The 12,866-nt window shown below is 33.1% G+C and carries 11 protein-coding genes; 8 read left to right on the top strand and 3 right to left on the bottom strand.

Annotated elements, in window-relative coordinates:
• Positions 1-51: 51 nt before the first annotated feature.
• On the bottom strand, positions 52-741 hold the full coding sequence (locus AB3G34_RS13040) for a zinc metallopeptidase (RefSeq protein ID WP_369752672.1): 690 nt from the start codon (positions 739-741) through the stop codon (positions 52-54).
• A 165-nt stretch (positions 742-906) separates the two neighbouring features.
• Positions 907-3,981, bottom strand: a complete 3,075-nt coding sequence (locus tag AB3G34_RS13045) for a leucine--tRNA ligase (RefSeq protein ID WP_369752673.1) — start codon at positions 3,979-3,981, stop codon at positions 907-909.
• A 166-nt stretch (positions 3,982-4,147) separates the two neighbouring features.
• On the opposite strand from AB3G34_RS13045, the gene AB3G34_RS13050 reads away from it, so the two are divergent.
• Genes AB3G34_RS13050 through truB form a run of 4 tightly spaced genes read left to right on the top strand, consistent with a single transcriptional unit; the run spans position 4,148 to position 6,767 of the window.
• Complete coding sequence (locus AB3G34_RS13050) at positions 4,148-5,023, top strand: cell division protein FtsX (RefSeq protein WP_367755641.1); 876 nt, start codon at positions 4,148-4,150, stop codon at positions 5,021-5,023.
• A gap of 23 nt (positions 5,024-5,046) precedes the next feature.
• Positions 5,047-5,289, top strand: a complete 243-nt coding sequence (locus tag AB3G34_RS13055; protein WP_367772346.1) for a DUF3098 domain-containing protein — start codon at positions 5,047-5,049, stop codon at positions 5,287-5,289.
• Positions 5,290-6,075: an undecaprenyl-diphosphate phosphatase gene (locus AB3G34_RS13060; RefSeq protein ID WP_367755644.1), complete on the top strand. Its 786-nt coding sequence runs from the start codon at positions 5,290-5,292 to the stop codon at positions 6,073-6,075.
• A complete protein-coding gene (gene truB / locus AB3G34_RS13065; RefSeq protein ID WP_367772348.1) occupies positions 6,075-6,767 on the top strand; it encodes a tRNA pseudouridine(55) synthase TruB in 693 nt (230 codons plus the stop codon). Before AB3G34_RS13060 ends, truB begins: the two co-directional genes overlap by 1 nt.
• Positions 6,768-7,348: 581 nt before the next feature.
• Here truB and AB3G34_RS13070 read toward each other — a convergent pair.
• Complete coding sequence (locus tag AB3G34_RS13070; protein WP_369752674.1) at positions 7,349-7,957, bottom strand: thioredoxin family protein; 609 nt, start codon at positions 7,955-7,957, stop codon at positions 7,349-7,351.
• 105 nt (positions 7,958-8,062) lie between these two features.
• Here AB3G34_RS13070 and AB3G34_RS13075 point away from each other — a divergent pair, with 105 nt between their 5' ends.
• From AB3G34_RS13075 to AB3G34_RS13090, 4 genes are all read left to right on the top strand, one after another.
• Positions 8,063-8,842 carry a patatin-like phospholipase family protein gene (locus AB3G34_RS13075; protein ID WP_367755650.1) on the top strand — a complete coding sequence of 260 codons (780 nt, stop codon included), beginning with the start codon at positions 8,063-8,065 and terminating at the stop codon, positions 8,840-8,842.
• Between the two features lie 69 nt (positions 8,843-8,911).
• A complete protein-coding gene (pyrH, locus tag AB3G34_RS13080) occupies positions 8,912-9,619 on the top strand; it encodes a UMP kinase (protein ID WP_367772350.1) in 708 nt (235 codons plus the stop codon).
• A 68-nt stretch (positions 9,620-9,687) separates the two neighbouring features.
• Positions 9,688-10,251, top strand: a complete 564-nt coding sequence (gene frr, locus AB3G34_RS13085) for a ribosome recycling factor (protein WP_367772352.1) — start codon at positions 9,688-9,690, stop codon at positions 10,249-10,251.
• 116 nt (positions 10,252-10,367) lie between these two features.
• Entirely contained in the window at positions 10,368-12,866 is a 2,499-nt protein-coding gene (locus AB3G34_RS13090) for a DUF5686 family protein (RefSeq protein WP_369752675.1), read from the top strand.

A 12,866-nucleotide genomic window follows, 5' to 3' on the forward strand; every position in this document is an offset into this window, starting at 1 on the left:
AAAGCGCCTTGTTTAATAAACAAGGCGCTTTTTTTATTTTCGAGAAAGACATTAATTCCTTCTACTTCCTCCCATATAAATGGAGATATAATATAATAAAGTTGCAATAGAACCTAAAGCAGCTACCACATACGTTCTCGCAGCCCATTTTAACGCATCTTTTGCCCCTGCTTGTTCTTGTTGTGTAAGCATTCGTTTGTTCTCCAACCAAGCCAAAGCTCTATTACTCGCATCATACTCAACTGGCAATGTAATTATCGAAAATACAGTAGTTGCCGCAAACAATACGATTCCAACCAATAATAATTGTGGAAAGGTTTTCATCATTAAAATCCCTCCTAGTAAAATCCACTGCATATAGCTTGATGCCACATTTACAAATGGAACCAATTTAGAGCGCATGGTTAACCATTGATATCCTACAGCATGTTGTACCGCATGCCCACATTCGTGAGCAGCAACAGCTGCCGCAGCGGCATTGCGTTGATTGTAAACTGCTTCGCTTAGATTCACTGTTTTATCCATCGGGTTGTAATGATCTGTTAAACGACCCGAAACCGATATTACTCTCACATCACGAATTCCGTTATCAGCTAGCATTTTCTCAGCAATCTCAGCACCTGACATTCCGTTTTGCAAATGCAATTTTGAATATTGTTCAAATTTACTCTTTAGTCTTGAACTTACTAACCAGCTGAAAAGCATAATAGCTCCCGCAAGAATTAAATAACCCATTCCCATATTTTAGTGTTTTAGTTTTTATAAATTTACTAATGAAATAGCAAAATCTGAACCAAATTTAAAGAATGTCAATTTGACATCCGTTAAATAAAATCTAAATAAAAAAATCCAAATTCCATCAGATGTGGAATTTGGATTTAAATTTACTATCGATTTGTGGATCAATTACCCCACCAAATTAATAATTTTACCAGGAACAATAATTACTTTGTTTGGCATTTTACCGTCTAGTTGTTTGATGGTTCTTTCATCTTTCATTACAATCTCCTCGATTTGCTCCTTAGTTAAATCTAAAGGTAATACGATTGTGAAACGCATTTTCCCATTGAAAGAAACGGGATATTCTTTTTCTGATTCTACTAAATGTTTTGGTTCGAATATTGGAAAAGGAACCGTAGCAATAGAACCTGTATTTTCTAATAACGACCATAATTCCTCAGCAATATGCGGCGCATAAGGCGAAATTACAATTGCTAATGGTTCTAGAATCACACGAGAATGACATCCTTGAGTAGACAATTCATTCACACAAATCATAAATTGAGAAACCGAGGTGTTGAAAGAGAAATTCTCAATATCATCTGCTACTTTCTTAATGGTTTTGTGTAACGTTTTTAAGTTGTCTTTTGTAGGCACTTCATCCGTAACAATCATAGTATGTTCATCAAAATACAAGCGACACAGTTTTTTCAAGAAACCAAAAACTCCCGAAATACCAGCTGTATTCCAAGGTTTTGCTTGTTCTAATGGTCCTAAGAACATTTCGTACAAACGCAACGTATCCGCACCATATTCATTACAAATATCATCTGGCGTTACAACATTGTATTTCGATTTAGACATTTTCTCTACTTCGCGACCCACAATGTATTTACCATTATCATCACAAATGAATTCAGCGTCTTTATAATCTTCTCTCCAGTTTTTGAATCTTTCGATATCTAATTCATCTGATGCGTTTACCATTGAAACATCAACGTGTACACCATCAAATCTAAAAGAATTAGATAATTCAACTTTTTTATATTCTGAGTGAAAACCTAAATAATCAGAACAAATGTCTTTTAAAATATTTATTATTCTATCATTTAAGTCATCCTCTTCTATCTCTACATATTTATTAACTAAATATTTTTTTACTAAATTCTGTGATACAAAAATTGGTTTATAATTAGTAAACAATTTAAAATTATCATCCTCATTCTTTATATCAACTGTTTCTTTAAATGACCATGTCATCCTATAAACAAAAGCACTTGTTCCCAAAATCATTCCCTGATTGATCAGTTTTTTGAATGGTTCTTCGGTAGGGGCAAAACCTTTGTCTTTTAAAAATTTATTCCAAAAACGAGAATATAATAAATGTCCGGTTGCATGTTCGCTTCCGCCAATGTATAAATCTACGCTTTCCCAATACGCTAATGCTTCCTTACTTGCAAACTCCTTTTCATTGTGTGCATCCATATAACGCATCCAGTAAAATGAACTTCCTGCCCAACCTGGCATGGTGTTCAATTCTAATGGGAATATCGTTTTATGATCTACTAAATCCGTATTAACTACTTTATTTGTTGTTGTATCCCAAGCCCAAACTAAAGCATTTCCTAAAGGTGGCAAACCATCTTCGGTTGGCAAATATTTCTCTACTTCTGGCAAAACAATAGGCAAATGTTGCGCATCAATCATTTGCGGCAAGCCATTTACATAATACACAGGAAAAGGCTCTCCCCAATAACGCTGACGAGAGAAAACGGCATCACGCAAGCGGTAATTTATTTTTCCGTATCCTTGATTTAATTTTTCTAAGGCTTCGATTGCTTTTTTTGTTCCTTCCTTATACGTCAATCCGTCTAAAAAATCAGAATTGGCAATAATCACATTGTCTTTGGATCCATAGGCCACTTCTGAAATATCAACATTTGCAAAAATATTTTTGATTGGCAACATTCCGCTTTGCCCTTTGAAGAAATTAGCAAAAGCATAATCTCTTTCGTCTCCACAAGGAACCGCCATTACAGCACCTGTTCCGTATCCTGCTAGAACGTAATCCCCAATCCATACTGGAACCGGTTCTTTGGTAAACGGATGCTCTGCATAGGCACCAGTGAATACCCCCGAAATGGTTTTCACATCCGCCATACGCTCTCTTTCAGAACGCTTTGATGAAGCTAAAATATAATCGTTTACTTTATTCAAATATTCTGGAGTGGTGATTTCTTGAACCAAAGGATGTTCTGGAGCTAATGTCATAAACGTAACTCCAAAAATAGTATCAGGACGCGTTGTAAAAACTTCAATCCCTTTTTCTTCTTGGCTCTTGTCTCCTGCAATTACTTTGAAAGTAACCATCGCACCTATTGATTTTCCGATCCAGTTACGCTGGCTTTCCTTGATGCTTTCGCTCCAATCAATATCATTTAATCCTTGCAACAAACGTTCCGCATAAGCTGAAATACGCATGCTCCATTGTGTCATTTTCTTTCGCACCACAGTAAACCCACCACGTTCCGAAACACCATTTACAATTTCGTCATTAGCTAGAACTGTTCCTAATCCTGGACACCAGTTTACTTCGGTTTCTGCTAAATAAGTTAATCTATATTGTAATAGGATTTTTTCTTGTTCTTCTTTTGCTAAAGCATTCCATTCAATTGCAGAAAAAGGAACAATTTTATCATCACAAACGGCATTGACAGTTGCATTTCCTTCTTTTTCGAATATAGCAACCAAAGTCGAAATATCTTCCGCTTTATCTGAGTTTTTATTGTACCAAGAATTAAATAATTGGATAAAAATCCACTGGGTATGTTTGTAATAATCAGGATTTGAAGTTCGCACTTCTCTACTCCAATCGAATGAAAAACCTATTTTATCCAATTGTTTTCTATATCCAGCAATTTGATTTCCTTCTTTATCAAAACCACCGTCAATATTAACGCGAGTCGTATCTTCTGGACGTTGACCCGTTTGAATTGCATATTGTTCCGCTGGTAATCCAAAACTATCATAACCCATTGGGTGCAACACATTAAAACCTTGATGTCTTTTGTATCTTGAATATACGTCAGAGGCAATATAACCTAAGGGATGCCCTACGTGTAATCCTGCACCAGATGGATAAGGGAACATGTCTAAAACATAATGCTTTGGTTTTACAGAATTATTTGAAGCGGCAAATGTTTGATTTTCTGCCCAATACTTTTGCCACTTGGCTTCTATTTCGTTCGGATTGTATTTCATACTAGGAATTACTGAGTTACAAAGTAACTGAGTTCTATTTTTTTGTTATTATGAATCTTTTCAGGTGCCAAATTTACGTTTATTGTACGAAAGTTGAAACTTTGGGCGTTATTAACTTCAAATAAAGAAATTCTTTATTATTTTTACCCCATAATTAAAGTAAACTATGAGTTCTTCATTTGATAAGTTTCAAAAACGCAGGTTAATTTCCTCTTATTTTTCGGTAGTGCTAAGTGTATTCTTGGTTTTATTTCTACTAGGAATTTTAGGATTGTTCATTATAAATTCTCAAAAATTAGCCAATGATTTTAAAGAGAAAATTGCTATGACGGTCTTCTTTAAAAATGAAGCTAATGACAGTATCCTAAAATCTTTTGGAGGTGAACTGAAAAAAGCACCTTATGCAAAAACAACTGTTTATGTAACCAAAGAGCAAGCGGCAAAGCAACATACGGATATAATTGGAGAAGATTTCATGACATTCCTAGGTGAAAATCCTTTACAAAACTCGTATGACATTCACCTTAAAGCGGATTATGTAGAGAAAGATAGCATTGCAAAAATTGAAGCCAAACTGCGAAAAAATCCTATGATTTCTGATATTGTTTACGACAAGCAGTTAGTGAATCTTGTTAATGACAATATTAAAAAAGTGAGTATGTGGATTTTAATAATCAGCGGATTCTTGACTTTTATTGCTGTATTACTAATCAATAGTTCATTACGCCTTTCGATTCATTCTAATCGTTTTATCATCAAAACCATGCAAATGGTAGGAGCTACAAAATCATTTATTAGAAAACCATTTGTGATGCGTAGCATTAAACTAGGTATGATAGGTGCAGTACTAGCCATTTTATCATTAATTGGTGTATTGATTTATGTAGAAACAAGTTTTCCAGATCTTGGAATTCTAGATAATAAAGTACTTATCGCACTTGTTTTATTAGGCGTTTTAGGAATTGGTATTTTAATTACTTGGCTAAGTACCCATTTTGCAACACAACGTTTCTTAAACTTAAGAACAGACGACCTTTATTAATTTTTAGAATTTAAAAAAACAGCATGAAAGATAACAGCCCAAAACACGAATTCCTTTTTGAAAATATAAACTACAAAATTCTATTAATTGGAATTGGAGTAATTACACTTGGATTCATACTAATGTCAGGTGGTGGAAGTGACGATCCAAATGTGTTCAGCGAAGCAATTTTTGATTTTAGAAGAATCCGTCTAGCGCCAACAACCGTTTTAATTGGTTTTGGAATTACTGTTTATGCCATATTAAAAAATCCAAAAAAAGCATAAATGAATACATTACAAGCTATTGTTCTTGCCATAATTGAGGGAATTACGGAGTTTTTGCCCGTTTCTTCTACAGGACACATGATTATCGCTTCTTCCTTTTTCGGGATTGCTCATGATGACTTTACTAAACTTTTTACTATTGTCATCCAGTTGGGAGCAATTCTTTCAGTAGTAGTTTTGTATTTCAAACGCTTTTTTCAAACTTTTGATTTTTATTTTAAACTTCTAGTTGCTTTTATACCTGCAGTAGTTTTAGGACTACTATTAAGCGACAAAATAGATGAATTATTAGAAAGTCCACTGACTGTTGCTATCTCCCTTTTGATTGGAGGAATCGTTCTTTTAAAAGTGGACGATTGGTTCAACAATTCTGAAGATACCGAAATCACTTATATGCGAGCATTAAAAATTGGGTTTTTCCAATGCTTAGCGATGGTTCCTGGAGTTTCACGCTCTGGAGCAAGTATTGTAGGTGGAATGTCACAAAAACTTGCTCGTACATCAGCAGCTGAATTTTCGTTCTTTTTAGCTGTTCCAACAATGCTAGGAGCTACTGCAAAAAAATGCTATGATTATTATAAAGCTGGCTTTGTACTAAGTCACGATCAAATTAATCTACTAATCATTGGGAATGTTATTGCTTTTATAGTAGCACTTTTGGCTATAAAAAGTTTTATTGATTTTTTAAGCAAAAAAGGATTTAAAATATTTGGCTACTATAGAATAGCAGCCGGAATTATTTTATTGATTATCCATTATTTCATACATCCCTTGACAATTATTTAATGACTGAAGAAGACTACTTAAACGGACAAATTTTATTGATTGACAAACCCTTGACATGGAGTTCTTTTCAGGCGGTGAATAAATTAAAATATGCTCTAATCAACAAACTAGGTCTTCCAAAAAAATTCAAAATTGGTCATGCAGGCACTTTAGATCCGTTAGCAACTGGATTATTATTAGTATGCACCGGAAAATTCACCAAACGAATTACGGAACTTCAAGGTCAAGCCAAAGAATATACTGGAACATTCTTTATAGGAGCTACTACTCCATCTTACGACTTAGAAACTGAAGTTGACGCCACTTTCCCAATAGAACATATTGACGAGGCTTTAATTCACGAAACTGTAAAACAGTTCCTTGGGGAGATTGACCAAAAACCACCCATTTATTCGGCTATAAAAAAAGACGGAGTTCGCTTATATGAACATGCTCGTGCTGGAGAAACAATTGAAATCGCCTCAAGAAAAACGACTATACACGAATTTGAAATTACTCGAATTGCGCTTCCTGAAATTGATTTTAGAGTAGTATGTAGTAAAGGAACTTACATACGTTCCTTGGCTTTTGATTTTGGTTATGCTATGAAATCTGGCTCTCACTTGACCGCTTTAAGAAGAACGAAAATTGGTGATTATAATGTGGATGATGCTATAGATGTCACTTTATTTGAAGAAAGCTTAGAATCCTAAATGCTATAAAAAGCAAAAACACATGACAAATACATAAAAGAATTTGCGATGTGTTTTTCTTAAAAGTAAAGTACTTTTATTCCATACTTTTTTTGTCTAAATGGCTTTCACCATTGGTTTAATAATTAGTTATATTTTCTCCACCAAAAAGTAAAGTTGACAAATAATCATAAAACCTTTCAAATAGCTTTTTCATAAGGATGTTTTTTAAATTGTGATACAATATTTAAACACCAATAAAAAAAGTAAATCAAATAATAGACCTGGGTTGGCACTGGCCAAAATACGAATTTTTTATTAAAACACAAAAAAAATAAAGTTAATTATTACCCTAAAATGATGTGTAAGTTCTTGTGCTTTAATTCATAATAAAAAAATTGATCAAGCTAATGTTTTCAAGTACTGTGAGAAAAATTACTTTGTAAAAAATAAAAAAAAAGATACTATTCTACATTATTTTTAGCTTATTTTCAACCCACAAAACTTTGTTTTTACTTTTAATACCTTCACAAAAGTGTCGTCAACTTTCATTTAATAATTTTTTTTCCAAAATAAAACAGCAAGTATTGCTTTCAAAAATCTTATTGATCTAAATCTATCATCATATCAATAATTTCAGATTGAGTAGATAATCCTTTATCATGCAAATACCACAATTGCAAATCAGCTTTAGCAGTTTCATCTATTGCTCCATGTTCTTTTTTATAATTAGCGATTAAATCCGTGGCACCCTTAGGCCTTGGCCCCCAATGCGCAAGTGCCGAACCCGTTTCTCTATTTATCAAAATTAATTTTGGAATTGCTTTTGCTTTATTAGTTAAAAACAAATTCATTAACTCTTCATTTTCATCACGCAAAACGATTCTTAGCTCAACGTTCCCTTCGGAAGCTACTGCCATTTTATCAAAAATAGGAAGCAATTGTGCTGCATCACCGCACCAACCTTCGGATATAACCAACCAAAGGTATTCTCCTTTTAATTCTTTTAATTTAATCGAAACTTCTGTTAGTATTTTCAATGTTTTTTCTAATCGATTCATTCGAGTTTCATTCAAAATACTATAATGTGTCAATTCTTTGGATTGCTCATTACCTGTAGATTTTTCTTCTCGTAATAAATCAGTAACTAATTTTCTATATTCTAAATAAGAATGACTATTAAATAATGCTTTAGCTATTGTGGATTTCATAATTCTTTTGTTTACGTAAAGTTACCATAATTTACTTGTTATAAATAATACAATAAACCTTTTTTAGAAGGCAAAAAGTGTATTTTTATATCAAATAAAAAAAGAATGAATTTAAAAACACAATCACTTGGTCTTGTCCTTTCTGGAGGCGGATCAAAAGGATTAGCACATGCTGGCGTTATTAAATTTTTGGAAGAAAAAAACATTCGACCTAATCGCATAGCAGGTACAAGCGCAGGATCTATCGTAGGGGCATTATACGCTTGGGGCAAAACACCCGAAGAAATACTAGAATTTTTCAAATCAATATACTTATTTCATTGGCGACACTTAACTTTTACAAAGCCCGGTTTCATAGACTCAGAATCTTTTAAATCTGATTTTCAAACCATCTTCGAGGACGCCGCTATTGGAGATATGAAAATTCCAATTCAGATTACTGCAACTGATATGGTAAAAGGAAGGTTGAAAATTTTTGAACCAGAAACAAAAATTATTGATGCCATTTTAGCATCATCTGCATTTCCAGGAATAATATCACCTTACATCATCAAGGGAGAGCCGTATAGCGATGGCGGTATATTGAATCATTTTCCTTCAGACATTTTACAAGGGCAGTGCGAAACCATCATAGGTGTTTATGTGAGTCCTATTCAAAAAATCGTAGCTAGTGACCTTCATTCGATAAAAGCTGTTACTACAAGGGCTTTTGATATCCTTTCGGCAAATTCAAATGTTCATAAATTCAACAACTGTGATTGGGTCATAGAGCCCGAGGAATTAAGCCTGCATAGTACATTTGAAATGAATAAAATAAAAATGGATACTATTTTCAACATAGGATATGAAGCTGCAAAAAGTTCTTACGAGAAACTTAATTTATAAAATTTAAGCCACAGTATTTCAAAAAAAAAAGTATATGACTATATTTGCACCAAATAACTCAACAAACACATGAAATATAAAAGAATTCTTCTGAAATTAAGTGGCGAAGCATTAATGGGAGATAGACAATACGGAATTGATCCTGTAAGACTTGCTGAATATGCTGAAGAAATCAAAAAGATTCACGATAAAGGAGTGGAAATTGCCATTGTAATTGGTGGTGGAAATATTTTTAGAGGAGTTGCTGGAGCCAGTAACGGAATGGATAGAGTTCAAGGTGATTATATGGGAATGCTTGCTACTGTAATTAACGGAATGGCGTTACAAGGCGCATTAGAAGATAAAGGAATGCTTACTCGTTTACAAACAGCATTGAAAATTGAAGCTATTGCAGAACCTTATATCAAAAGAAGAGCAGTACGCCATTTAGAGAAAGGTAGAATTGTAATTTTTGGTGCAGGAACTGGAAACCCTTATTTTACAACTGATACCGCTGCTGTACTTCGCGGTGTAGAAATTCATGCCGACGTAATCCTGAAAGGAACACGTGTGGATGGTGTTTATGATTCAGATCCTGAAAAAAACCCTTCAGCAGTAAAATTTGACACTATCTCTTTTGTTGATGTAATTAAAAAAGGGTTAAATGTAATGGATTCGACAGCTTTCACTTTAAGTCAAGAAAATAAATTACCAATTGTAATTTTTGACATGAACAAAAGCGGGAATCTGGAAAAAATCTGTGAAGGCGAAAACATAGGAACCGAAGTAAATATATAAGTTAATGGTTCAACATTTTACTTTTAGAAAATCTAAATGCTAAAACTTGAATCCCAAAACCTAAAAAAATGACTGAAGAAATTGAATTTATATTAGATAGTGCCAAAGAATCCATGACGGGTTCTATTGCTCATTTAGAAAAAGAATTTTTGAATATCCGTGCTGGAAAAGCATCTCCAGCAATGCTTGGAAGTGTTTTTGTTGATTATTATGGATCAGCAACGCCACTTTCTCAAGTGTCAAAAATCAGTGTGCCTGATGCACGAACAATTACACTGCAGCCTTTTGAAAAAAACATGTTGCACACCATTGAAAAAGCAATTATGATTGCTAACATTGGCTTTAACCCAATGAATAATGGTGATTTAATCATTATTAGCGTTCCGCCTTTAACAGAAGATAGAAGACGTGATCTAGCTAAACAAGCCAAAGTAGAGGCTGAAGATGCAAAAATTGGTATTAGAAATGCTCGTAAAGATGCAAATACAGATATTAAAAAATTAGAAAAAGACGGAACATCTGAAGACATTTGTAAAAGTGCTGAAGAAGAGGTTCAAAACATCACTAATAGTTTCATAAGAAAAGTAGACGAACTTCTTGTAACAAAAGAAGCCGAAATCATGAAGGTATAAGCTTACCTAATATTAAAAATTAAATCCGTCTTGTTTCTAGAAATAAGACGGATTTTTTATTACTACTTTTGCTCTAATAAAAAAGGATAATATCCGTTTTTAAATAAACCGTTTTTATGAGGCAAATTTGTTTTCTTTTTTTCTTTATTAGCATATCACTTCATGCGCAATTTCAAGCAAATGGAATTGTAAAAGACTTTTCAACAAACAAACCTTTGCCTTTTGCTACTATTACAACTAATGACGGAATCAATTTCATTTCGGATGTAGATGGCAAATTTAGCATTTCATCGAAAAAAGAAATTAGTAGTTTTACCGTTTCTTATATTGGGTATTTAAAAACTTCGGTTGCAATTGTAAAAGATAAAAAATACTATGCAATCTCACTTTTGCAAAAAGCAAATGACCTCAGTGAAGTAATTATAGGTTACGAAAACCCTGCACTAGCCATTATAAGAAAAGTCATTGCCAATAAAAGAAACAATAATCCCCAAGAAAAACTAAGCAGCTTTGAATTTAAATCTTACAACAAACTAGTTGTGACAGCAAATCCTGATTCCATTTCGGGAAAATTAGACTCTGTTTTTGTACAAAAATCAATTGGGAAAGAATTTACTAAAATCGATTCATCCAATTATAAATTTAAAGAACTAATAAATAAACAACACCTTTTTCAAACCGAAAAAGTATCACAATTACAATTTAATAACAATACATTAAAAGAAACGGTTTTAGGCACAAAAATGGCTGGTTTCAAACACCCAATTTATGAAATCCTTGCTTTCAACCTGCAATCTTTTTCTATCTACGACAATAGCTATGAACTATTTGAAACTAAATACAACAGTCCAATAGCAACTGATGCATTACTAGATTATAATTATAGACTATTAGATACTGTAGCTATAAATGGTCGACAATCCTACGTGGTTTATTTTAAAAATAAAAAAAGAAGTAAAGCTACTGGACTTGAAGGCGTATTGTACATTGACCAAAATAGTTTTGCCATATCTAAAGCCATTATGCGTATAAAAGGAGTTCTTGATATTAGTGGTATCCATGAATTTCAATATATTCCTGAAGAAAATATATGGTTTCCCATTCGTAAAACTTTTAAAATTGTAAAAGGAAAAAACGACGATGATATAAAAATCCTGGGAGGAACCATTCAATTTAATGGTGATGACGAGAAAGATTCCAAAGCTAGAAAAAAAGTAGCTTCAGACTATACGTACTTAATTTCAAATACTAATAATTTTGACATTAAATACAATGTTCCTATTACTATTACGAAGCCTTTTATTGCCGTTGAGATCAATGACGAAGCAATTCATAGACCTGAAACTTTTTGGGAAAATTACAGAAAAGACAGTTTAGACATTCGAAGCCAAAAAACATATTTAGCTTTAGATAGTATTGTAATAAAAAAGCGGATTGAAAGTCGCCTCCGTTTTGGTCGAAAAATCATTAATGGGTACCTGCCACTTGGTTTTTTTGATATGGATTTGCGAAAAATAATTAGCTATAACAACTACGAAGGATTCCGATTGGGGTTTGGAGGCATAACTAACGAACAGTTTTCTAAAAAATTCAGAATAGAAGGTTACTCTGCTTATGGAACTAAAGATGGAAATTTTAAATATAAAATAGGAATGGCTACGCGTGTTGATAAATCGTCGAATTCGTGGATTGGTGCGTCCTATACTGATGATGTAAAAGAAATTGCTAGCACTTCTTATTCTATTGAGAAAAGACCTTTTAAACTCTATGATCCCAGACCAATTAATATTAGTACTTTTTACAATTATGTGAGCTGGAAAACTTTTTTAGAAACAAACCTCCTTCCTAAAACCGAAAGTATATGGGAAATATCACATTCGGTTGTGGAACCAAAATTCAATTATGTTTATAATTTAAACAGCAATTTATATACTCAATATGTAATGACTACAGCTATGGTTTCCTTGCAATGGAATCCATTTAGTGATTACATGCAAACCCCTACCGGTAGAATTGAAATCGAAAAACGTTTTCCTAAATTCACTTTTCAATACACGCAAGCTTTACCGAAAATATGGGGAAATGATTTTGAATTTAGTAAGATTGATTTCAAAACAGAATTCGAAAAAAAATATCTGAATGGTCAAAAAACAAATTTACTTCTGGAAGCAGGATATGCCATGGGAGATGTACCTATAACGCATTTATACAACACATCCCCTAACAACATTACTAAAGAAACTATTATGCAACGAATTACTTTTGCAGGTAAAAATAGTTTTGAAACCATGTATTTCAATGAGTTTTTCTCGAATGAATTTGTTTATTTTCAATTCAAACATGGTTTTAACAGAGTGAAATTGTTTAAAAAAGTCAGACCCTCATTAGTTCTAGTTTCTAGAATGGCATGGGGGAACTTACAAAAACCTGAGCAACATGTTGGTTTAGACTATAAAACACTAAACAAAGGATATTTTGAGTCAGGCATAGAACTCAACCAAATATTTAATGGGCTTGGCTTAACTGCATTTTATCGTTATGGGCCCAACCAGCTTCCTAAATTTGAAGATAATATTGCCATAAAACTAAGCTTCGTGCTGAATTTAGGTCTTTAA

This window comes from Flavobacterium sp. WC2409 (assembly GCF_041200085.1).
GTDB lineage: Bacteria > Bacteroidota > Bacteroidia > Flavobacteriales > Flavobacteriaceae > Flavobacterium.

Coding starts and splice junctions, on each gene's coding strand:
- AB3G34_RS13040 (WP_369752672.1), bottom strand. CDS start 741: ATGGGAATGGGTTATTTAATTCTTGCGGGAGCTATTATGCTTTTCAGC.
- AB3G34_RS13045 (WP_369752673.1), bottom strand. CDS start 3,981: ATGAAATACAATCCGAACGAAATAGAAGCCAAGTGGCAAAAGTATTGG.
- AB3G34_RS13050 (WP_367755641.1), top strand. CDS start 4,148: ATGAGTTCTTCATTTGATAAGTTTCAAAAACGCAGGTTAATTTCCTCT.
- AB3G34_RS13055 (WP_367772346.1), top strand. CDS start 5,047: ATGAAAGATAACAGCCCAAAACACGAATTCCTTTTTGAAAATATAAAC.
- AB3G34_RS13060 (WP_367755644.1), top strand. CDS start 5,290: ATGAATACATTACAAGCTATTGTTCTTGCCATAATTGAGGGAATTACG.
- truB (WP_367772348.1), top strand. CDS start 6,075: ATGACTGAAGAAGACTACTTAAACGGACAAATTTTATTGATTGACAAA.
- AB3G34_RS13070 (WP_369752674.1), bottom strand. CDS start 7,957: ATGAAATCCACAATAGCTAAAGCATTATTTAATAGTCATTCTTATTTA.
- AB3G34_RS13075 (WP_367755650.1), top strand. CDS start 8,063: ATGAATTTAAAAACACAATCACTTGGTCTTGTCCTTTCTGGAGGCGGA.
- pyrH (WP_367772350.1), top strand. CDS start 8,912: ATGAAATATAAAAGAATTCTTCTGAAATTAAGTGGCGAAGCATTAATG.
- frr (WP_367772352.1), top strand. CDS start 9,688: ATGACTGAAGAAATTGAATTTATATTAGATAGTGCCAAAGAATCCATG.
- AB3G34_RS13090 (WP_369752675.1), top strand. CDS start 10,368: ATGAGGCAAATTTGTTTTCTTTTTTTCTTTATTAGCATATCACTTCAT.